The following is a 20,993-nucleotide window of genomic DNA, read 5'->3' as shown; positions in this document are numbered from 1 at the left end:
CTGGCGCAAAGTCCGGTTGGTCCCTTTCCAGTCGCCAGCGCGTGTCGAGTGCGCCAACGGCTGACGGGCGGCAGGATGACGACATGGCCGAGCCGCACGACCTGACCGCGTTGGAGCAGGCCGCCGCGCTGACCCGCGGCGAGCTGTCCAGCGTCGAACTGGTCGAGCACTCCCTGCGTCGGGTGGCGGCGCTCGGCGACACGGTGGGCGCGTTCGTCACCGTCACCCCGGACCTCGCCCGGCAGGCCGCACGGGCCGCCGACGCGGTGCCGGTCGAGGAGCGCGGCCCGCTGCACGGGGTGCCGACCGCGATCAAGGATCTGACGCTCACCGCCGGGGTCCGCACCACCTTCGGTTCGGCCGCCTTCATCGACTTCGTTCCGCCGGTCGACGCCGACGTGGTCCGGTTCATCAAGGCCGCCGGTCTGGTCAGTCTGGGCAAGACGACCACCTCCGAGCTGGGCTGTTCGCTCTACTCCGAGGGCCGGGTCGCGCCGCCGGCCCGCAACCCGTGGCAGCTGGCGTACACCGCCGGTGGGTCCAGCGGCGGCGCGGCGGCGGCGGTCGCGGCCGGGCTGGTCCCCGTCGCCCAGGGGTCCGACGGCGGCGGGTCGCTGCGCATCCCCGCGTCGCTCTGCGGCCTGATCGGCTACAAACCCAGTCGGGGCCTCGTCTCCGGCGGGCCGGTCGGCTCCGGCGCGTTCGGCCTGCCCACCAGTGGTCCGCTCGGGCGGACGGTCACCGACGTCGCCGCGCTGCTCGACGTGATGGCCGTCCCGGTCCCCGGCGAGCCCTACCTGCCGCCGGTCGCGCCATCCGGCGGCTACCTGGCCGTCGCGCGCCGGGCCGAGCCCGGCCCGCTGCGGATCGGCCGGTTCACCGCGCCGATGCTCGCCGACGAACCGGTGCACCCCGACTGCGTGGCCGCCGTGGATCGGGCCGCCGCGCTGCTCACCGCGGCCGGCCACGAGGTGGTCGAGGTGCCACCGCCGCTCGGGCCGGCGGCGTGGCCGCTCTTCGAGATCCTCTGGTACGTGCTGGCGCTCACCCCGGTGCCCCCGCAGCTCGAAGGGGAGCTGCTGCCGCTGACCCGGCTCCTGCGGGCCCGGGGCGCCGAGGTTTCCGCCGGCACCCTGGCCGCCGCTCTCGGCGAGTTGCAGGCGCAGGTCCGCCTCGGTGCCCGTCGCACCGCCGGCTGCGACCTGCTCCTCTGCCCCACCCTGGCCGCCCCGCAGGCACCCGTCGGCTGGTTCACCGCCGACGCGGACCCGGCCGCCGACTTCGACCGGCAACGCCGCTTCTCGCCCTACTGCGCCATCTTCAACGTCACCGGCGATCCCTCCGTCTCCCTGCCGGTGGGCACCACGACCGACGGCCTGCCCGTCGGGGTGCTGCTCACCGGCCGGTACGGAGACGACGCGCGGCTAATCGCTACCGCTGCGCAACTGGAGAACTCCAGTGACGGATGGGATCGGCACCCCGCAATCTGGCGGGCCGCTGACTCCGCTAACGTGAATGGCGACGGAGTCGGGCGGTCGGCAGCATGATCGTCCATCCGACCCGGTTGTTCGAGGTCGTCCTTCTTCCGCCTGGGGGCGTTGGGATTGTCTGTTACCGAGACGTTGCTGGTCTTCGTCGGCATCCCGGTGGCTGCGGTGCTGGTCATCGCCGGCCTGTCGTACGCCGGTAGCCGCGGTGGTGCCACCGGCGGTGGCGGTGGTGCCAAGCGCTACCGTCCGGGCCGGCCCTTCGACTTCACTCCGGTCTGGTTCCTGGGCCGCCCGGAGCAGCTGGCCGACTCGGCCGGCACCGCGCTGACGGCGGGGGCGCAGGCGCCCGCGCTGACCAGCCACAAGCTTGAGCAGGCCAGCGTCGAGGCGCCGGCCGGTGGAACCGGAGGCGCAAGTGACCGTTGGTGAGAAGCAGGCCGGGTCGGAAAATCCGCCCGAGGTGCTCGACGGGCCGTTCTCGACCCGTCAGCTGCTGCGCATCGACGAGGCGTTGCGCCTGGCCGACCAGGGCACCGGCCTGGTCTTCTCGGTCTTCGTCGGTGGCCTCGACGAGCCGATCCGCGAGCACGCCCAGCGGCTGCACCGTCAGCTCGCTGAGCCGGACAAGTCGGTGCTGATCGCCGTGTCGCCCAACCAGCGCCAGCTGGAGATCGTCACCGGTCGGTACGCGCGCAAGCGTATCCCCGACACGTACGCCAAGCTGGCCGCGCTCTCCATGGTCGGCGCGTTCAGCGGCGGTGACCTGGCCGGCGGCATCATCAACGGCCTCGACCAGCTCGCCAGCCACGCCGGCAAGGGCTGAGCCCTCCCTCGTACGACGAAGCCCGGCCCGCCGAACGCGGGCCGGGCTTCAGTGTCTCAGCGAGGCCAGGCCGACGGGTCCAGCTTCATCGGCCACGGCTCGTCGACGTCCACGGGGTCGTCCGGGCCCAGGGTGCCCAACAATTCGTAGTGCTCGCCCTCGTCAAGCCGATAGCGGTAGATCTCCGGGCCGAAGTTGCCCCGTTCCACCCGCCAGTAGTGCGGGATGCCCGCCTCGGCGTAGAGGGCGGGCTTGGTGAAGCGATCATGACGACGGCTTCCCGTCGACTCGACCTCCAGGACGAGCGCGATGTCCACCGGTTCGGCCCACATCCGTTGGCGCGGCGCGCTTGGGCGCAGCGCCGTCAGATCCGAAATGAGATTGCCGCCGGGCACCCGTACCCCGATCTCCCGGATTACCCGCCACCCGGCGGGAGCCGCCTGGCGGAGCGCCATCCGGATCTCGTCCGCCAGCTCGTGATGCTCGGGACCGGCTGGAGGGGTCACGTGCAGGCTCCCGTCGATGATCTCGTAGCGGTTCCCGTCCTCAGGCAGGTCGGACAGGTCCTGCTCGCGCCAGCCCCGCTCCGGGGGTCGCCACTCGTAGGTCGGGTGCGCCATCACGTTCACCTCCTCACGTCACGATAACGGCCGGGGCCGGCGCGGGCGTACACCCACGCCGGCCCCGGGCCGGACAACCGCTGCTCAGGCGCTCTGGGCGTCCTTCGCACGGGCCTTCAGCGCCCGCACCACACCGTCGCGGCCCTCGGCCACCAGCCGACGCAGCGGGGCGGGGTGCCCCTCGCCGGCCAGCCACGCGTCGGTGGCCGCCACCGTGTCGTCCTCCACCAGGTAGGTCGGGTACGCCAGCTGGGCGAACTCCTGCGCCGGCTCGCTGTCCCGGGTGGCCCACACCTGCCCGACCGCCGCGAAGTAGCGCTCCCGGTACGGGGCGACCAGCTCCACCTGCGCCGGGTGGGAGAAGCCCTGCAACAGCGCCCGGTTCCGCCAGTTGGGCAGCGAGTCCGGGCCGGTGAGCAGGGCCCACACGGCTGCCTTGTTCTCGGCCGTCGGCATCAACGCGTGCGCGTACGCGGCCTCCCGCTCACCGCTGGCCGTGCGGTCGCTGCTCAGCTCCGCCTCGATCTCGGCGGTGCCGGCGGCACCGTTGGCCACCAGCGCGGCGAGCACCGACCAGCGCAGCTCGGTGTCCACGGTCAGCCCGGCCGGCACGCCGGTGCCGTCCAGCCAACCGCGCAGCGTCGCCAGGTCCTCCTCGGAGCGCACCGCCGAGGTGAACGCACGGGCCCAGGCCAACTGGAACCCGCTGCCCGGCTCGGCGGCGGCGAGCGCGTCACGGGCGGTACGGGCCAGGTCGGCCCAGCCGGTCGGCGCCCAGGCCGGGTCGGCGTACAGGGTGAGCGCGGTGGTCGCCTGCCGCAGGGTGGCGGTGACCAGGTTGATGTCGGTCTCCGCGGGCAGCCCGCTCAGCGTGAGCGCCACGTAGTCGCGGGCGGACAGCTCGGCGTCGCGGATCATGTCCCACGCGGCGGTCCAGCAGAGCGCGCGGGCCAGCGACGAGTCGAAGCCGCCGATGTGCTGCACCACGGTCGCCATCGAGCGGTCGTCGAGGCGCAGCTTGGTGTAGCTGAGGTCGTCGTCGTTGAGCAGCAGCACGTCGGCCGCCCGGACGCCACGCAGCGGGGCGAGATCGGTGTGCTCACCGGTCACGTCGACCTCGTACCGCTCCCGACGGACCAGCCGCCCGTCGGCCAGGTCGTACAGGCCCACGCCGATGCGGTGCGTCCGCAGCGTCGGGTACGCCGCCGGCGCCTCCTGCCGCACCAGCACCTGCTCGTACGTGCCGTCCGCCCCGATGGTCACCTCCGGCCGCAGCGTGTTGACCTGTGCGGTCTCCAACCACTGCGCGGCGAACTTGCGCAGCTCCCGCCCGGAGGCGGCCTCCAACTCGGTGAGCAGGTCGTCGAAGGTGGCATTGCCCCAGGCGTGCTTGCCGAAGTAGGCCCGCAGCCCGGCCACGAACGGCTCCTCACCCACGTACGCGACGAGCTGCTTGAGCACGCTCGCGCCCTTGGCGTAGGTGATGCCGTCGAAGTTGACCTCCACGGCCTCCATGTCCGGCATCTCGGTGTAGACCGGGTGGGTGGAGGAGAGCTGGTCCTGCCGGTAGCCCCAGTTCTTCCGGATGGACAGGAAGGTCGTCCACGCCTCGGTGAACCGGGTCGCGTTGGTGTTGCACCAGTGGCTGGCCCACTCGGCAAACGACTCGTTCAGCCACAGGTCGTTCCACCAGCGCATGGTGACCAGGTCACCGAACCACATGTGGGCCAGCTCATGCAGGATCGTGTTGGCCCGCTGCTCGTACTCGAAGTCGGTGACCTGCGAGCGGAACAGGTAGTGCGACTCGGCGTGCGTCACGCAGCCGAAGTTCTCCATCGCACCGGCGTTGAAGTCGGGCACCCAGAGCTGGTCGTACTTCGGCAGCGGGTAGCGCACGCCGAACTTCTCGTGGAAGAAGTCGAAGCCCTGCTTGGTGATCAGGAACAGGTCGTCCGAGTCGAGGTACTGCGCCATCGACGCCCGGCAGAACACACCCAGGTCGATGCCGTCGTGGGCGTCGCGCACCTCGTGGTACGGGCCGGCGCACATCGCCGTGATGTAGGTGCTCATCCGGGGCGACTCGGTGAAGTGCAGCGTCTTGAGCGCCTCACCTGCCGGCTCCTCGCGCTGCACCGGCATGTTGGACACCGCCCGCCAGTGCGCCGGCACCGTGACGTGCCAGGTGTAGACGCTCTTCAGGTCGGGTTGGTCGAAGCAGGCGAACACCCGCTGCGCGTCGGCCGTCTCGAACTGGCTGTAGAGGTACGTCTCGCCGTCGACCGGGTCGACCGTCCGGTGCAGACCCTGACCGCTGTTGGAGTAACCGAAGTCGGCGTCGACAACCAGGACGTTGTCGCTGTCCAACCCGGACAGGGTCAGGCCCTTCTCGGCGGACCAGTCGGCGAGGTCGACGGGCGTGCCGTTCAGCGTCGCGGACCGCACCGACTCGGCGGCCAACTCGATGAAGGTGCTCGCACCCGGTTCGGAGCAGCGGAACCGGACCTCGGTCGTCGACCTGAACGTGCGGCCGTCGGCCGCCAGCACGGCCGTGGACAGGTCCAGACTGATGTCATACCCCGTCACATTGAGCAGGCGTGCCCGCTCGGTTGCCTCGACCTGCGTCAGGTTGCGCACTCCCGGCACTGTTCGTCTCCATCCCACATGTCGCCGTACGCCCGGCGGCGCCCGTTCGCCTACCGCTCGTGACGGCCGGCCCGATTCGAGTCTTCCATGTACGGGCAGCCCGCGGTGGCCGAGGTCACGCTCTCATTCGGGTGCCGGTCGATGGGCCGCGGGGTGAAGATTCTCCTGAGACGCCGACTGCCGGCGCCGCCCGTCGTGAAGGGATCTCACCGTGACCGAGCGTGTCACTGCCGACATGTGGTTCGACCCGGCCTGCCCCTGGGCTTGGATCACCTCCCGCTGGCTGCTTGAGGTCGAGCAGGTCCGGGATGTGGACATCCGCTTCCACGTGATGAGCCTGGCCGTGCTCAACGACGGCCGGGACGAGCTGCCGGAGGAGTACAAGGAGTTCCTGAAGACCGCGTGGGGCCCGGTGCGGATCTGCATCGCCGCCGAGCAGCGCTACGGCGGTGACGTGCTGCGCTCGCTCTACACCGCGTTCGGCAACCGGATCCACCTGCAGAAGCAGGAGCGGGGGCCGGAGTTGTACGTCGCCGCGCTCACCGATGCCGGCCTCGACCCGGCGCTGGCCGCAGCCGCCGACAGCACCGACTACGACGAGGCGCTGCGGGCCAGCCATGAGGCGGGCATGCGCCCGGTCGGGCAGGACGTGGGCACCCCGGTCGTCCACGCGCCCGGCCCGGACGGCGCCCCGGTCGCGTTCTTCGGCCCGGTGATCACGCCAGCGCCCAAGGGCGAGGCTGCCGGCCGACTCTGGGACGGTGTGCTGCTGGTCGCCGGCACCCCGGGCTTCTACGAGCTCAAGCGCACCCGCGAGCAGGGCCCGATCTTCGACTGAGCCCCGAGTACCGTGCCCCCGTCCGCGCGTCGTCAGGTGCGCGGACGGGGGCATTTCGGTCAGCCGCCGAGTGCGGCGTCGAGGTCGGCGGGCGGTCGACGCGTCACCGGGAGGCGGGCGACGTCGTTTCCCTCGGTGTCCGCCGCAGCGGCCCGCAGGGCCGCACGCCGCAGTTCGTGGAGGCAATCCCGATGGCCAAGCACCGTGCGTCCGGTGACGATCAGTTGACCCGGCAGGGGGTGATCGAGACTCCCGGCGCGGACTACTGGTCCGTTGACGACTCCCGGTGGCCGACGGTCCGCCCGGACCTGCCCGCCCACCTGGTGGATCTGCTCGCGCCGCCGATCGTGGTGGGCGTGGCGCGGGTCCCGGTGACCTCCCGGCTCACCCCGCCGGTGGCGGTCGACCCGCTGCTGTCGCCCGTCGACGCCGTGCCGAGCGATGCGCCGGCGCTGGTGCCGGCGGGAGCGGCCCCTGCCGAGCCGGCACCTCCGCCGGCTCCTCCGCGCCCGGTGCCCACGCCGCCGCTGAACCCGCGGCCCGTTCCGTCGCCACCGCCGGACCGTCCCGTGCCGGGGCCGCCCGCGTCGCCCCGCCGCGCTCTGAACACCGGGCCGATCGGGACGGTTCGACGCGGCAACGGCGGGCCGGTGAGCGCCGGGCGGCACCGCCGGGGCACCTCCGACCGCGCCAGCTGACCACCCGGGCCTGACCCGGCGCTTTCATCTGGTGGACGGCCCGCGGGTCCCCCGTCGGCGGCGACCCCGTCGCCGGTAGCGTCAGTGGGCATGACGGTCGTGCATCCGATCACCCGGGCCTGGGTCACCACTGGCGGCACCGGGGCGCAAAACTACGACGAGTTCGCCGACGACGCGGAGATCACCGCGATCATCGAGTCGAACCCCCACAGCGCTCTCGGCATCGAGATGCCGCACCGGGCCCCGCAGAGCTTGGGCAAGTCGTTCCTCGACGCGCTGCCGGACGCGGTGGCCCGCCTCGCCGAGGCCAAGGCTGACGGCAGTTACACCCCCGCCGAGCAGGTGGTGGTGCTCTACCGGATCAGCGCGCCCGGCGAGGAGCCGGCGTACGGGCTGTTCGCGATGGTGGACACCGACCAGATCTCCACCCGGGCCGACGAGCCGGGCCTGGTCATCCGCAACGAGGACGTCTTCATCGCCAAGGTTCGCGAGCGGGTGGCGCTGGCCGAGGCGCTGGGTCACCTGCTCTCACCCGTACTCCTGCTCCAGACCGGGCGTGGCGACGAGCTGCACACCGCGCTCGCGGCGGCGACCGACACGGCCGGCGCGCCCGCCGCGACGGACACCGACCAGGCGGGGCGCACGCACGCCATCTGGCTACTCGGCCCCGGCCCGGAGCAGACCGCGCTGACCGCGCTCGCCGGTGGCGGCGACCTGGTCGTCGCGGATGGCAACCACCGCAGCCTGGCCGCGCAGACCGGAGGGCTGCCGCGCTTCCTGGCGGTGATCACCACCCCCGCGTCGGTGGCCATCCAGCCGTACAACCGGCTGGTCAGCGAGCTGACCACCACCCCGGCCGAGCTGCTCGACCGGCTGCGGGCCGCGGGCGCCGAGGTCGCGCCGATCGACGGCCCGGTCGAGGTTCCGGCGGCCGGCGGCACCGTGCACCTGCGCCTCGACGGCCAGGGGTACGCGGTGCGCCTGCCCGCCACCGGCGCCGCCCGCCTGGACAACCTGGACCACGCCCTGGTCGAGCGGCTGGTGCTGCGTGACGCTCTCGGTCTGGACCCGGGCGACAAGCGGATCACCTACGTCGGCGGTGACTACCCGGCGAGCTGGCTCACCGGTGAGGTCGACGCCGGGCGGGCCGAGCTGGCCATCCTGATCGCGCCGGTGACCGTGGCGGATTTCGTCGCGGTCAACCTGGCCAGGGAAAAGATGCCGCGCAAGAGCACCTGGTTCACCCCGAAGGCGCGCGGCGGTCTGGTCGTCGCCGAGCTGCCGCGCTAAGCGCTTCCTCCACGACCGTGTGACGAACCCGGCTCGGGGACGCCGCCGCTGTGACGTCCCCGAGCCCGGCCTGACAGACTGCCCGGTATGCGCGTCTACCTGGGATCCGATCACGCCGGTTTCGAGTTGAAGGTGCACCTGGCCAACCACCTGGCCATGCAGGGGTACGACGTGGTCGACGTCGGCCCGCACGGCTACGACCCGGACGACGACTACCCCACGTTCTGCCTGCACACCGGCGACCAGGTGGTGGCCGACGAGACGGGCCTCGGCGTGGTCATCGGTGGCTCCGGCAACGGTGAGCAGATCGCCGCCAACAAGGTCGCCGGCGTCCGCGCCGCGCTGGCCTGGAGTGTCGAGACCGCTCAGTTGGCCCGCCAGCACAACGACGCGAACGTGGTCGCCATCGGTGCCCGGCAGCACACGTTGGACGAGGCGACCGGCATCGTCGAGGCGTTCCTGAACACGCCGTTCTCCGGCAACGACCGGCACGCCCGTCGGATCGCCCAGGTGGCCGAGTACGAGCGCACCCGCAAGCTGCCCGACCTGCCCTGACCGTGCGGCGTTCAGCGCGGCGAGCGGGGCAGTTCCTCGCGGGGCACCCAGTTGCGGCGGACGACCACCACCCGGGCCTCCGCCTCGGCCAGGTCGTCGTCGGTGGGGCGGGCCGCGTCCCGGGCCCGTAGCGCCGCGCTCAGCCCCACCTGGGACGAGCCGGAACCGACCAACCCGCGCAGCCCCCGCTCGCCGTCGCGCTCGTCGCCGCCCGCACTCCTGCGTCGCGGCGGCGGGTCGTCACCGTCGTGCACGCCCGCGGTGCTGGCCGTCGGGCCGTCGGCACCCGGTCGGGCCGTCTCGGTGTCGGCGTGGTGGCGCAGCCGTCGCCGTCGTCGGTCGGGGTCACCCATCAGCCGACCGTACCGTGCCCGGGTTTGCTCCGGCAGTGTCGCGCGGCTTTGCGTTCCGGCCGGGGTCGGCGACCGATTTGCCGGCTGGCTACCCTCGAATCCAGGCGGTGCTGTTGCCGTCGGTCAGGGGGAGGACGAGATGGCAGACCAGACGCAGCCGTGGGCGGAGCGGACCGTGGAGGTGCCACCGCAGGCCGGCGTCGAGGTGCCGCAGCAGCGCGACGGGTTCCGCCGGGGGGTCGCTCCGGTGGGTCAGCCGCGCACCCCGCGGACGGAGCCGTTCGCGGTGGTCGAGCAGGAGCCGACCGGCACCGGCTGGCCGGGCGGGCCGGCGCCACGCCGCTCGCTGAGCTCCCGAATGGCGCAGCTGCGGCTCGGCGGTGAGTGGAGCGCGGCGGGCGGCCTCTTCGCGTTCGTCTGCTGGGGGATCTGGGCGTTGTCCGGCCAGGGTGACCTGAGCGGCCCGCTGTTGGTGCTGGTGCTGAGCCTGCTGGTGGCGGTCGGCCTGTTCGCCCTGTTCCGGCTGGTCGGTCGGGTGGTGCTGGAGCGGCAGCTGGGTCGGGTCCGGCGCAGCGCCCGCGGTGCGCATCTGGCGACGGCGGTGTTCCTCGCCGGGCTCGGTGTGGCGTGGCTCCAGCAGACCGAGTGGGTCGTGTCGGCCTGGAACTGGATCTCCTCGAACTGATCCGGGTGTGCACGGGCGGGCCGGCCTGCGCCGCCCGCCCGTGCGCCCGGTCGCGGCGCGCCGCGACACCGGTCGTGTCCCCACCAGGCAAGGTTGCCGCTTACCCGGCCGGCCGCGGTTCATCCGTGGCCGGCCGGTTCGACTGATACCCGTTCGGGGGCCTGCGCCGCACGGTGGCGTCGGCGCGGTGTCAGCGCGCGGGTTTGTGCGCCCGGACCAGGATGCGCTGGGCGTGGGCCACGAACGGACCGTGCCGACGGATGTGCTCGTGCAGGTCGGCGAGGCGGGCCCGGTAGCGGTCCACGGTGAAGTCCGGCACCGTCCAGATCACCTTGCGGAGGAAGTGCACCACCGCGGCGACGTCGTTGAAGGTGGTCGGCAGCGCTTCGTGTCGTAGCTCGTCGATGACCAGGCCGGCGGCCTGCGCGTCGGCGGCGGCGCGGGCCGGGCTGCGTTCGTCGCCGATCTCTCGAGGGCCGGTGAGGAACTGGGCCAGCTCCCGGTTCGAGCCGGGCCCGATCTGCTGGGCCAGGTACCGCCCGCCGGGGCTGAGCACCCGCGCGATCTCGTCCCAGAGCACGACGTTGGGGTGCCGGCTCACCACCAGGTCGAACGTCTCGTCGGAAAACGGGAACGGTGCGTCCTCGGCGACGTCGACCACCCGTACGCCGCGCGGTTCCAGGGCGCGCCGGGCCAGCTGGAGGTTGGGCGGCCAGTGTTCGGTGGCGACGGTGAGCGGCGGAAATGCGGGCACCTCGGAGAGCACCTCGCCGCCGCCCGTCTGGATGTCCAGCGCGGCGCGGGCCACCCTCATCTCGGCTGCCATGAGTTTCAGATATCCCCAGGACGGCCGCTGTTCTGTTGCGCGACCGTGGAACCAGGAAAAGTCCCAACCGTCCACGGATGCGTTAGCGCCTTCGTGGATCAGATCCTCGAAGGTTGCCGTGTCCTGCATTCCGCCAGGCTGACAGGCGGCAGTGGTGATGGCAAGCAGAAGCACGTCGTGTCAGCGCGGGGTGCACGCAATGACTCCTGTCAGTGATCTGACACCGATTCCGAACGATCTTTCAGCGAGAATTTGTCACGTGGCGGATCTCCTTCGTTTCGAGACTGATCAGGGCGTCCTCCTCGTCGAGGAACACGCTGGCACCGATCTGGAACGGGTCGGTCTGCTCGATCGGGTCCGCCCCGCTCGGCAGACGCTGGAAACGGCACTGGCCCACATCAAGCCCGCGCTCGACGGGGCGCTGGGCGTGGTCCGGGGGGTGGCGGTGCGCCCCGATCAGGTGGAGGTCGAGATCGGCGTCACGCTCACCGCGGAAGCCGGCGCCGTCGTCGCCCGCACCAGCGCGCAGGGCCACCTCAAGGTCAAGCTGATCTGGACCTCGCCCGTCACCGCCCTGCCGTCGCAGGATGAGGACGGCGCCGGCGCGCCGGGGAACGCCGCGGATGACTGACCGCCGCGCCGACCGCCGGCGGACGACCGTCCGGGCCGAGTGGTCGGCGGCGCACGAATGACCGGTACCCGGTCGCTCGCCGGCCGGGTACGGATACTCGGCGGTCACTCCTCGTCGGTCGTCGGCGCGGGCATCCAGTTGACCGCTGACCTGGTGCTGACCTGCTGGCATGTCATCGACGACGGCACGGGGGCGGACCAGCGCGGGTGGCTCGTCGACACACCGAGCCACCCCGGCACCCGGGTCGCCGCCGAGGTGACCTGGTCGCGGGCGGTCGGTCCAGCGGGCGAGGGTGACCTGGCGGTCCTGCGCTGCGCCACGCCGCTGCCGTCCGCCCCGGCCACCCTGGCCGATCGTGGGGACGACGAGTTCGACGTGCGGATCGTGGGTTATCCGGCCAACACCCCGGCGTCCGTGCTGGTGCTGGCACGGACCGTCGGTCCCGTCGACCCGAGCACCGGGTGGCGTCAACTCGATCGGATCTCCTCCGCCACGGCGGGCATCGACCGGGGCTTCAGTGGTTCCGGGGTGTACGCCTCGGATGGCGCCGTGGTGGGCATGGTGCTGGCCCGTACGAGCGTCGGCCAGCAGTTGGTCGCCTGGATGCTGCCGGTCGGGCAGTGGCCCGCGCTGCTGCCGCCGGCGCTGCTGCCACCGACCCTGTCGGCGGTCAGTGCCCGAGCGACGCCCCGGCCCCCAACCGCGCCGCTCTCATTCGCGCAGAAGATGGCGCTGGCCCGCCTGTTGGAGGAAATCCCCGTACTCCGGCACCCCGACAGCCGTCAATTGGTCATTCAGTCGCTGCCGCCGCACATCAGTCGGATGGTGAAACCATTCGGACCATTGGGTCTCGACATGTTCGGCCTGATTCGGACGGCCTTAGAATACGAGGACGGGATCGCGGCTCTCTATCGCGTTCTGCTGTTGACGGAAGGGTCGGCGAGTACACCGCTACGGGCCTTTCGTGACCTTGCCGAGAGCCTCGGTCTGTTGACGGGTACGGAGGACAATCGGTGACGACGCCGCGCATGCCGACCGCCCAGGTGCAAGCCATCTGCGATGCCCTGCTGTCGATGAGTTCGATCAACGACGGGAGCACCCGTTCGCTCTACCTCGACGAGGTCGAGGGGGAGCTGCGCAAGCGGCTGTCGGTGTCCCGGCACTCCGAGGTCCGGTACGACGTCTACCGCATCGTGCGCGCCTGTTCGCAGGAGCCTCGGGGCATGTCGATCCTGTTGCAGGTCATCGCCAACTTCCACCCGGGCGCCGCCGCGGTCACCCTCGCCCAGCAGATCTACCTCTCCTGGCTCCTCGCGCAGCTGCTCACGGACGTTCCGACCGAGGTGGTGACCGGGGCCGTGGCGGCGGTCGCGGATCGCCCGTTGGCGTCGGCGGACCTGCCCACCGTGGTGGAGGCCGTCGGTTGGCAACCGGTGGGTGACTGGCGGGTCCCCGCCACCGTGGCGCTGGTGGGCCTGGTCCTGGCCGGCCTCGAGGCGGACGCGAGGCCGCTGGAGCAGTGGTTGCGGGATGCGGCAGTGGCCCTGCAGCTCAGCACCGCCGACCTCGACGATCTGCGGGTGGCTGCGAAGGCGCACTGGACGTCGCTACGATCCCCGCACCAGGCGGCACCGGTTGAGGCCGGTGGAGAGGACCCTGATTCCGACATGCGCAGGACGATCATCATCGAGGAGACGACGCCCCAGCGATCCCGAACTCTCATCCGGGGTGGCGTCCCACCGCGCAACCGATACTTCACCGGCCGGGAGAAGCAGCTCGTCGAACTCGACGAACTGCTCTCCGCACAGCACCGGGCCTCGGTGCTGCCGGAAGCGGCGCTGCGCGGTGTCGGTGGGGTCGGCAAGACGCAGCTCGCGGTGGAGTTCGCCTACCGCTACGCGGACCGTTACCAGCTGATCTGGTGGATGGCCGCCGAGGATCTCAGCGCGCTGCGTACCTCGATCGCGGCCCTCGGCGAGCGGCTCGGCTTGCCGGCGAGCGCCAGCCTGGAGCAGACCGTGCGCACGGTGCTCGACTCGCTGTCGACGAGTTCGCTCAGTTGGCTGCTGGTGTACGACAACGCCGACGACCCGCACGAGCTGGCTCCGCTCATGCCCTCCTCCAACCTCGTCGGCGAGCGCGGCCACGTCCTCGTCACGTCGCGGAACATGGCCTGGTCGGCGAGCGCAATGACCTTGGACGTCGACGTGTTCACCCGGGCCGAGAGCGTGGAGTTGCTGCTCAAGCGGCGTCCGGCGACCACCCCTGACGATGCCCGCCGCCTCGCCGCGGAGCTCGGAGATCTGCCGCTCGCCCTGGAACAGGCCGCCAGTTGGCTGCTCACCATGCTGTCGTCGGTCGACGAATACCTCGTCGACCTCAAGGAGCACGCCCGGGAGTTGTTGGGTGAGGGGCAGCCCCGGCAGTACCGGGGCACCGTGTTGACGGTGGTGTCGATGGCGCTCGCCGCGGTGCGCGAGCAGAATCCCGCCGCCGCGCAGCTGATCCAGCTGCTCTCCTTCCTCAGCCCCGACCCGGTCCCGATGCGCCTGCTGTGGGAGGGCCGGCGCGCCGAGTTGGACGAACCGTTGCGCACCAGCCTGCAAGAGCGCAACGACATCGCCCGGGCCATCCGGCAACTGGCGTCGCTGGGGCTCGCGAAGGCGGACAACGCCGCTCGACACGTACAGGTGCACCGACTGGTGCAGGCGGTCCTGCGGGAAGGGCTCGCCGAGCAGGGCGACGAGAGCGCGCTGACGAACGCCCGCCGGTTGCTGGCCGCCGCCAACCCGGGCTTCCCCGACGACCGGAGCACCTGGCCGCGGCATGCCGACATCGCGCCGCACGTCCGCGTCGCCGGTCTGATCCACGGGGACCTCGACGCGCGGCGGACGGCGATGGACCAACTGCGCTACATCTACAACCTGGGCGACTTCGAAGGCTGCCGGGACTTCGCCGAGGAGATCCTGGCCGCCTGGGACCAGCCCGGCCCAGACGGCGAGCGCAGCGGCGATCCGCTGACCCTGCTGGCGATGAGACGGTACGCGGACGCCCTGCGGCTGCTCGCCGACCCGCGCGCGGCACAGTTCGGTCTCGAGGCGCTGGAGCGGATGCGGACCAGCCTCGGTGAGGAACACGAGTACACCCTGGGGGCGGCGAACAGCGTCGGCGCGGACCTGCGGCGGATCGGTGACTTCGCGGCCGCCGCCGACCTGGACCGGCGCAACCTGGAGGTGCACCGTCGGGTGCTCGGTGACGGGCATCCGAGCACGCTGCGGGTGATGAACTCGATGGCGATCGACCTTCGCCTGACGGGCGACTTCGAGGGGGCGTACGAGCTCAACCTCGAAGTGGCGCGGCACGCCGGCGCGGCCGCCGAGGACGGCACCTATCCACTGGTGCTGGCCCAGGAGGCCCAGGCGCGCGATCTCTACCTGCTGGGCCGGTACGCCGACGCGCTGGAGTTGCTGGACAGCTCCCTGCCGGTGCAGCGGTCGCTGCTGGGCGCGGAGCACCTCACCGTGCTGCGCGCCACCTGCATCCACATCGCCTGCCTGCGCAAGACCGGTCGGCTCGACGCCGCCGTGAGCGAGGGCGCGGCCAACTACCGGTTGGTGACCCGCCGCTTCGGAGCCGACCACGTGCTGGCCGCGGAGGCGGGCATGACCTGCGCCAACGCCATGCGCGCCGCGGGTGACGCGACCCAGGCGTACGCCCTGGCCGCCCAGGGGCACGCCACCTTCCGAGCGGTCTTCGGGGAGCGGCACCCGGTCACCCTCTGCGCCGCGGTCAACCTCGGTGTGATCCTGCGGGCCCGCAACTTCGACCGGGAGGCGCGGGAGTTGGGTGCGGCCACCCTGGAGGCGATGGGTGAGGCGCTGCCGCCCACCCATCCATACCTGCTCAGCGCGCGCTCCGCGCAGGCGATCAACCTGGTCCGGTCGCACCGGTTGGAGCAGGCGCAGGTGCTCTCCGAGGCGATCCTCGAGGACTCGCGTCGGCTGCGCGGGCCCGCGCACCCCTACACGTTCTACTGCGCGGTCAACGCGGCGGTCGATCTGATCGAGGTCGGCCAGGAGGCCCGCGGCCGGGAGCTGCTCGATGAGGCTGCCGCGGCGCTGGAGGCGTTGTTCGGTCCGGACCACCCGGAGGTGGACGCCGCGCGGGGTCAGCGGCGCATCGAGTGCGACATCGAAACCGTCGGGTTGACCTGACGTCCCGGCGGCCGGTGCGCGAGCCGTGTGCTCAGCCGGTGGTGATGCTCGGTCGACGGGCGCGTTCGGCCTCCGCCACCGCGCGCCGCCCGGCGGCGTCGGCGGACGCGGGGACCGGCACCGCGGCCAGCTGACCGATCCGTTCGGTCAGGCGCTCGGCCCAGAGCCGCCCGGCCGAGGTGAGACTTCCGGCCCGGGCGAGCTCGACCACGGCGCGCTCCAGTTGTGCCCGTACCACCGCGAACCGTTCGGTGGCCTGGGCCGCCAGCTCCGGGTGGGCGCGCAGCGCGGCCCACACCTCGGCGACGGCGGTGAACGCGTACGTGCCGTGCAGCAGCCCGCCGATCGGACGCGGGTCGGGACGCCAGGGGGCGAAGTACCGCAGCGGGTCGGCCGGTTCGTAGAGCTGGACCAGGCCGAGGATGGCGTTGAGTGTGCTGTGTTGCAGCTCGTGCACCATCGTCACGGCGAGGTCCACCGGGTCGAGGTCGGCGTCGGCGGCGAACGCCCCGAACGCGTCGGCGTGCGTGACGCTGTGCCCGCGCTCGGTGCCGCCAGCCAGCGGCACGAACGTGGTGATCCCGGCCGCCACCTCGGCGGCGTACGTCGGGGCGTACCCGACGAGCAGGTGCCAGGCGTGCCCGACGGACCGTTCCAGTTCCGCGGCCCGGGCCGGGGAGAGCCGGCCGGCGACCGGTAGCCCGAAGCAGTCCCGGTAGGGGTCCAGGTCGTCGACGCGGAGGTCGAGGGTGGCCGACTGGTCGGTGAAGCGCCACCAGCGGGTGGGCGTCCACTGTCTGCCGCTGAGGTCGGCGGGCGTCACCGTCGTGCTGCCGCCGCCCCGGCGCAGCACCCCGAGGCCCGGCACGGGCACCCGACCCGCGTACGGCGTGACCGGCACCGCCGCGTCCGTCCGACCGCTGAGGACGGCCGCCGCGAGCGCCGCGAACGGGAGGTAGTCGGGTCGGCCGGTACGGCCGTGCCGGACTCGGTCGATCGCCCAGACTGTCAGCCACGGATGATCGACCAGCATGTCCGCGGCGGCGGGGTCGAGCTGGTGGGCGTGGCCGAGCAGGTGCGCCGACGCGGCCAGGGCGTCGTCGCGGTCGGCGAGGCCCTTGAGGACGAGCATCGTGCGGTTGCGTTGTGCGCGCCGCAGTCCGTGGATGGAAGCCGGGCCTGCCCGGCCGTCGGCCAGTCGGGTGAACTCCGACCGGGTCAGGTGGAGTCGGCGCCGGGGTCGAGGAAGCTGTTCCAGCCGGTCAGCGTCGTCTGCCGGGGATGCTTCAGGGTCGCGACCAGTTCCTCGATCCATCGGGCCAGTTCCGGATCCTCGTCGCGTAGCAGGTGGCTCAGGCCCTGCGTCAACACGTCGACCACGACGAGGTGATCAGGTGCGGGTTGCTCAGTCATCGATGTCCCGGGTTGGCGCAGGCGTGTTGACATGAAAACACGTCTACGTCTGTGATCACCATCGGCTTCCCGTCCGTCACCGCTCTCGGTCGATGCCGGCCCCGGACGGGCCGGCATCCCGTACCGCCGCCGGCTGCGGGCCGGCGGCGGTACGAGACCCGCGGCTCAGCCGGCGGCCGCCTCGGCCGCGGCGTAGTCGCGGGCCACCCGGACCAGCTCCACCAGCCCGCTGGCGTACTCCTGGGATTCGCCGTGCGCCTCGTCGAACGGCGGCTGGAAGCCGACGCCCTCCCACTGGTTGGTCGCCGGGTTCCACCGGTCGTTGCCGACCTCGAAGTCCCACGCGAAGATGCCCAACTCGTAATAGAGCTGGTCGGCCGAGTTGCCGGCGGCCGAGTAGAGCACGTCGGCGACCGGGCCGGTCTGCGACGGCCAGGTGACGGTGCCGCGCTCCTGGGCGATGGCGCCGACGATTCGTCGGGCGCTGCTGAGGAACAGCGTCGACTCGTCGATCGACGGTCGCGGCAGGGTGACCCTGCCGTCGGCCCGGTACGCCCCCGGCGGCCACATGAAGTACCCGCCGTAGGAGTGCACGTTCATCGCGAACTTGATGTTCGGGTGGTCCTGGGCGAGCGCGATCACGTTGCGGCTCTCCGCCTCGGACAGCTCCGACGTGCCCGCGAAGTTGCCGGACAGGCAGTTGGCGCTGGCCCCCACGTAGCCGTCGAAGTACGACCCGACGGTGTAGTTGCGGTTGACGTCGACGCCCCACGAGGTGCGGTTCTTCGGATCGCGGGCCGCCCCGGTGCAGTGGTTGACGAGATTCTTGCGCTGAAAGTTGAAGTCGTTGAACGAGTAGTTCGCCCCGTCCGGGTTGACCGTCGGGATGACGAAGATGTCGACCTGCTCCAGCAGTTCCCGGGTGGCCGGGTCGGTCCGGGCGTTGGCCAACATTCGCTCGGCGAACTCCAACGTCACCAGCGGGGTGGCCCACTCCCGGGCGTGTTCCTGGGAGTACGCGAGCACCCCGACCCGGGAGCCGTCCCGGTGCACGCCGAGGCGCAGCGCCTGCACCGTCCACGGCTTCGCCGGCACCTCGGTGCCCTGGAGGCCGTCGTCGAGCCGGGCCGGGCCGGCGACGGGCATCGGCAGCCCGGCCGAGCCGTCCTCGACAATGGCCCGGAACCGGTCCGGTTGGCGGGCGTTGATCGCCGCCGCGACCTCGTCGGTGGTGCTCACCGTCCTGCCGGCGGTGTCGGTGGCCAGTGACACGGTGAGGACGCGGTCGCGGTAGCGGACGGTCAGCGGCCGGTTCGCCCGGCCCGGGTCGACCGTCCGCACCTGTACGCCGTTCATGTTCTGATCGCCGAAGCGCACCGACTCGACCACCAGGGCGGCCACCGCCGGGTCACCCAGGTACGCGGCGGCGGTACGCCGGTATCCCTGGGTCTTGTTCGGCAGGTCGATCACCTCGACGAGGTCCCGGTACTGGCGGGCCAGCCGCTTGATCCGCGCCTGGATGTCCACCGGCGTCAGGTACGCGTCGATGAAGTCCTTCTGGTAGCCGCTCGGCAGCGGCGGCGGGGTGGCGTTCGGCCAGAGCGTCGGCGTGACGGCCCGGCTGACCCCGCCGAGGCTGGAGGTGGCGGTCAACTGCACCGGCCTGTTCGGCACCGGCTGGGGAAGGTTGTAGTGGTACTGGTACTCGCCCGAGTCCTCGAACCGGTACAGCGGGAACGAGCCGGTGGCGCCGTCCGCCGTCCGCCAACTGACGGTGATCTCCACGTCCGGGTCGTCGGTGGCGGTGGTGGCCACCTGGGCCTGGAGGAAGGTCTGCCCGGTCGTGGTCCACCAGTACGCCTGCTGCACCTGGAGGGTGTCCACGGCGGCGGCGGCGGTGGACCGCTGGCCAGCGGCCGGCGTACGCAGTCCGGCGGCGGTGCGCGCCTGGGCCGCGCGGACGCTGTCGGCGTAGTGCCGGTTCCCGTCTCCGGCGTGCTGCACGATCTGCACGGCGGTGGCACCCTGCGCGGTCAGTTCGGTGAGTTGCGCGCCGTTGAGCACCAGGTCGGCGAGGATCCGGCCGTCCCGTGCGCGGGGCCGGTTGGCCAGGTCCGCGCCGGTCGCGACGAGCTGGTCCAGCTGGGCCTGATCGCGCAGCTGGACGCGGACCACTGCGGTTTCGGTGGCGCTCAGCGTGATCGGGGCGGCCGGCTCGGCGGGGGCCGCCGCGCCGGAGGTGGGATGGGACAACACCGCGCTGAACAGGATCACTGTGGTGGCGGCAGCTGTCCACCGTCGTCGGACGATCATGTGCCCTCCTGTGACGGACGTCGATGTGCTTGGTCCTTACACCAGTGCATAGATCGACACCTGCCAAGGCATGGGGTGCATCCTCCGCGCCACTTCGGCGTTGATCCCCTGACACGTCCGCGAGTTCCGAAGCAACCCCCGGGACCGCACCCCGCGTGACTTACTCGACATGGGGATCGGAGGCCTGAATGAGCGATCGCGACGAGGCGTTCGCCGAGTACTTCGCGGCACGGTCCGGTGCCATGCGCGGCACCGCGTACCTGCTGTGCGGCGACTGGCACCGGGCCGAGGACCTGGTCCAGACCACGTTCGTCAAGCTCTACCGGGTCTGGAACCGGATCTCCCGGCACGAGGTGCTCGACAGCTACGTGCGTCAGATCCTGATCCGGACCTTCCTCGACGAGCGCCGCCGCGGCTGGTGGCGGCGGGAACGGGTGGGTGGCGACGACGCCGAGCAGGTGGCGCCGCCCGACTCGCCGGAGAGCCGACTGGTGTTGCTCCAGGCGCTGGCCCGGGTGGCGCCACGTCAGCGGGCCGTGCTGGTGCTGCGGTACTGGGAGGATCTGCCGATCGAGGACGTCGCGGCGCTGCTGGAGTGCTCGCCAGGGACGGTGAAGAGCCAGGCGGCACGCGGGCTGGACACCTTGCGCGGCCTCCTGAGCCCCACCTACAGCGGGATCGAGATGGGGGAGCGATGAACGAGGAAGAGTTGCGCGCGGGGCTGCGCAGCGAGATGGCGGGCCTCACCCCGCCAGCACCATTGAGTACGGGGGCCACGCTCGGCGCGGCCCGGCGGGGGCGGTTCCGTCGACGTGCGGTGTGGGCGGTTCTCGCGTCGACGGCTGTCGTGCTGGCGGTCGCCGGCTTCGCGGCCGTCACCAGTCCGGACGGCCATGTCTACGAACCGGCGGGTCAGGGGCCACTGGGCCAGGCGGGCACGTCGGGGGACACCAAGGAGCCGTGGCCCACCGGGCCGGACGGTCAACCGCAGGAGGACCGCACCGCGCGGGCCGGAACCAAATACGACCAGGGAGTCCAGCTGCTCAATGCGGCCGTCTCCGTCGTACCGGCGGGCTTCACCACGCCGGAGGACCCGCCCGGCCAGCCCGCCGAGCAGCGGACGCTGCGAACCCACCAGGCGCAGTTCGAGGACCGGGTGAGCGGTGTCGACGTGTGGAGCTACTCCTCCTCGGTCGCCGTGGCGCAGAACAACGGCACCGGGCGCGTGATCGTCGAGGTGCACGACGCCGGCAGTTCGCTGCCGACCGAGCCGTGCGACCTGGCCCAGGCTTTCTGGGGCATGCGGGGCGAATGTCAGGTCGAGACCGTCGGCTCGGCGCGGGTCGGCGTGGTGGTCCGACCGGGCAGCGACGACCGGCTCGACCAGTGGTCGGCGTACCGGCACCCGGACGGCATGGTGGTCTTCGTGGCGCAGGGCGTGCGGCTCGATGAGAGCCGGCCGGCGTTGACGACGCTGCCGTTCACCGTGCCGCAGCTGGCGGCACTCGCGCTCGACGAGCGGTTCCACCTGAAGTGACACGGCGACTCGGCCGCGCCGAGTAGGTCCAGGTGCCGCCACCTCGCGGTGCACCTGGACCGCG

20 protein-coding genes are annotated in these 20,993 nt (G+C 71.9%); 13 read left to right on the top strand and 7 right to left on the bottom strand.

What is annotated here, in order from left to right; genetic code table 11:
* Positions 1-83 precede the first annotated feature (83 nt).
* From EV382_RS19185 to EV382_RS19175, 3 genes are read left to right on the top strand one after another with little or no spacing between them, the layout of a single operon-like run.
* Complete coding sequence (locus EV382_RS19185; protein ID WP_130403824.1) at positions 84-1,547, top strand: amidase; 1,464 nt, start codon at positions 84-86, stop codon at positions 1,545-1,547.
* A gap of 51 nt (positions 1,548-1,598) precedes the next feature.
* Positions 1,599-1,919 carry an aa3-type cytochrome oxidase subunit CtaJ gene (gene ctaJ, locus EV382_RS19180; RefSeq protein ID WP_435819372.1) on the top strand — a complete coding sequence of 107 codons (321 nt, stop codon included), beginning with the start codon at positions 1,599-1,601 and terminating at the stop codon, positions 1,917-1,919.
* Positions 1,906-2,313: a DUF5130 family protein gene (locus EV382_RS19175; protein WP_124772579.1), complete on the top strand. Its 408-nt coding sequence runs from the start codon at positions 1,906-1,908 to the stop codon at positions 2,311-2,313. The genes ctaJ and EV382_RS19175 overlap by 14 nt, the downstream gene beginning before the upstream one ends.
* A gap of 56 nt (positions 2,314-2,369) precedes the next feature.
* Here the strand turns inward: EV382_RS19175 and EV382_RS19170 are convergent, their stop codons facing one another.
* Positions 2,370-2,933 (bottom strand): Uma2 family endonuclease, encoded by a 564-nt coding sequence (locus EV382_RS19170; RefSeq protein ID WP_130403822.1) that lies wholly within the window; start codon positions 2,931-2,933, stop codon positions 2,370-2,372.
* 84 nt (positions 2,934-3,017) lie between these two features.
* Positions 3,018-5,567: an aminopeptidase N gene (gene pepN, locus EV382_RS19165; RefSeq protein WP_130403820.1), complete on the bottom strand. Its 2,550-nt coding sequence runs from the start codon at positions 5,565-5,567 to the stop codon at positions 3,018-3,020.
* 220 nt (positions 5,568-5,787) lie between these two features.
* Here pepN and EV382_RS19160 point away from each other — a divergent pair, with 220 nt between their 5' ends.
* The 4 genes from EV382_RS19160 (at position 5,788) to EV382_RS19145 (ending at position 8,957) form a co-directional block, all read left to right on the top strand.
* Positions 5,788-6,414, top strand: coding sequence for a mycothiol-dependent nitroreductase Rv2466c family protein (locus tag EV382_RS19160; protein ID WP_130403818.1), 627 nt, complete (start codon positions 5,788-5,790; stop codon positions 6,412-6,414).
* A gap of 191 nt (positions 6,415-6,605) precedes the next feature.
* Complete coding sequence (locus tag EV382_RS19155; protein WP_208758447.1) at positions 6,606-7,112, top strand: hypothetical protein; 507 nt, start codon at positions 6,606-6,608, stop codon at positions 7,110-7,112.
* 90 nt (positions 7,113-7,202) lie between these two features.
* A complete protein-coding gene (locus EV382_RS19150; protein WP_130403816.1) occupies positions 7,203-8,402 on the top strand; it encodes a DUF1015 family protein in 1,200 nt (399 codons plus the stop codon).
* 87 nt (positions 8,403-8,489) lie between these two features.
* Entirely contained in the window at positions 8,490-8,957 is a 468-nt protein-coding gene (locus EV382_RS19145; RefSeq protein WP_130403814.1) for a ribose-5-phosphate isomerase, read from the top strand.
* Between the two features lie 11 nt (positions 8,958-8,968).
* Here EV382_RS19145 and EV382_RS19140 read toward each other — a convergent pair whose 3' ends face one another.
* On the bottom strand, positions 8,969-9,310 hold the full coding sequence (locus tag EV382_RS19140) for a hypothetical protein (protein ID WP_130403812.1): 342 nt from the start codon (positions 9,308-9,310) through the stop codon (positions 8,969-8,971).
* A gap of 139 nt (positions 9,311-9,449) precedes the next feature.
* On the opposite strand from EV382_RS19140, the gene EV382_RS19135 reads away from it, so the two are divergent.
* Positions 9,450-9,995, top strand: a complete 546-nt coding sequence (locus tag EV382_RS19135) for a hypothetical protein (protein WP_130403810.1) — start codon at positions 9,450-9,452, stop codon at positions 9,993-9,995.
* A 190-nt stretch (positions 9,996-10,185) separates the two neighbouring features.
* On the opposite strand, the gene EV382_RS19130 is transcribed toward EV382_RS19135, so the two are convergent.
* Positions 10,186-10,950, bottom strand: coding sequence for a class I SAM-dependent methyltransferase (locus tag EV382_RS19130; RefSeq protein ID WP_130403808.1), 765 nt, complete (start codon positions 10,948-10,950; stop codon positions 10,186-10,188).
* 130 nt (positions 10,951-11,080) lie between these two features.
* Between EV382_RS19130 and EV382_RS19125 the strand changes: the two genes are divergently transcribed.
* Genes EV382_RS19125 through fxsT form a run of 3 tightly spaced genes read left to right on the top strand, consistent with a single transcriptional unit; the run spans position 11,081 to position 15,666 of the window.
* Positions 11,081-11,452 (top strand): CU044_2847 family protein, encoded by a 372-nt coding sequence (locus EV382_RS19125; protein ID WP_208758446.1) that lies wholly within the window; start codon positions 11,081-11,083, stop codon positions 11,450-11,452.
* Positions 11,453-11,509: 57 nt separating this feature from the next.
* A complete protein-coding gene (locus tag EV382_RS19120; RefSeq protein ID WP_130403806.1) occupies positions 11,510-12,469 on the top strand; it encodes a trypsin-like peptidase domain-containing protein in 960 nt (319 codons plus the stop codon).
* Positions 12,466-15,666: an FxSxx-COOH system tetratricopeptide repeat protein gene (fxsT, locus tag EV382_RS19115; RefSeq protein ID WP_130403804.1), complete on the top strand. Its 3,201-nt coding sequence runs from the start codon at positions 12,466-12,468 to the stop codon at positions 15,664-15,666. Before EV382_RS19120 ends, fxsT begins: the two co-directional genes overlap by 4 nt.
* Before the next feature lie 31 nt (positions 15,667-15,697).
* Here the strand turns inward: fxsT and EV382_RS19110 are convergent, their stop codons facing one another.
* The 3 genes from EV382_RS19110 to EV382_RS19100 all read right to left on the bottom strand — a co-directional run bounded on the left by EV382_RS19110 (position 15,698) and on the right by EV382_RS19100 (position 19,392).
* Positions 15,698-16,798, bottom strand: a complete 1,101-nt coding sequence (locus EV382_RS19110; RefSeq protein WP_244236760.1) for an aKG-HExxH-type peptide beta-hydroxylase — start codon at positions 16,796-16,798, stop codon at positions 15,698-15,700.
* Between the two features lie 86 nt (positions 16,799-16,884).
* Entirely contained in the window at positions 16,885-17,079 is a 195-nt protein-coding gene (locus tag EV382_RS19105) for a hypothetical protein (RefSeq protein WP_130403800.1), read from the bottom strand.
* 165 nt (positions 17,080-17,244) lie between these two features.
* The gene (locus tag EV382_RS19100) at positions 17,245-19,392 is read right to left on the bottom strand and encodes a M14 family zinc carboxypeptidase (RefSeq protein ID WP_130403798.1); all 2,148 of its coding nucleotides are present in this window, start codon (positions 19,390-19,392) and stop codon (positions 17,245-17,247) included.
* 188 nt (positions 19,393-19,580) lie between these two features.
* Here EV382_RS19100 and EV382_RS19095 point away from each other — a divergent pair, with 188 nt between their 5' ends.
* Together EV382_RS19095 and EV382_RS19090 are read left to right on the top strand one after the other, a co-directional pair.
* On the top strand, positions 19,581-20,090 hold the full coding sequence (locus tag EV382_RS19095) for a SigE family RNA polymerase sigma factor (RefSeq protein ID WP_130403796.1): 510 nt from the start codon (positions 19,581-19,583) through the stop codon (positions 20,088-20,090).
* Entirely contained in the window at positions 20,087-20,929 is an 843-nt protein-coding gene (locus EV382_RS19090) for a hypothetical protein (RefSeq protein ID WP_130403794.1), read from the top strand. The genes EV382_RS19095 and EV382_RS19090 overlap by 4 nt, the downstream gene beginning before the upstream one ends.
* Positions 20,930-20,993: the final 64 nt, after the last annotated feature.

The organism is Micromonospora violae (assembly GCF_004217135.1).
Classification (GTDB): Bacteria; Actinomycetota; Actinomycetes; order Mycobacteriales; family Micromonosporaceae; genus Micromonospora; species Micromonospora violae.
This window is presented reverse-complemented; position numbering and strand designations above follow the sequence as displayed.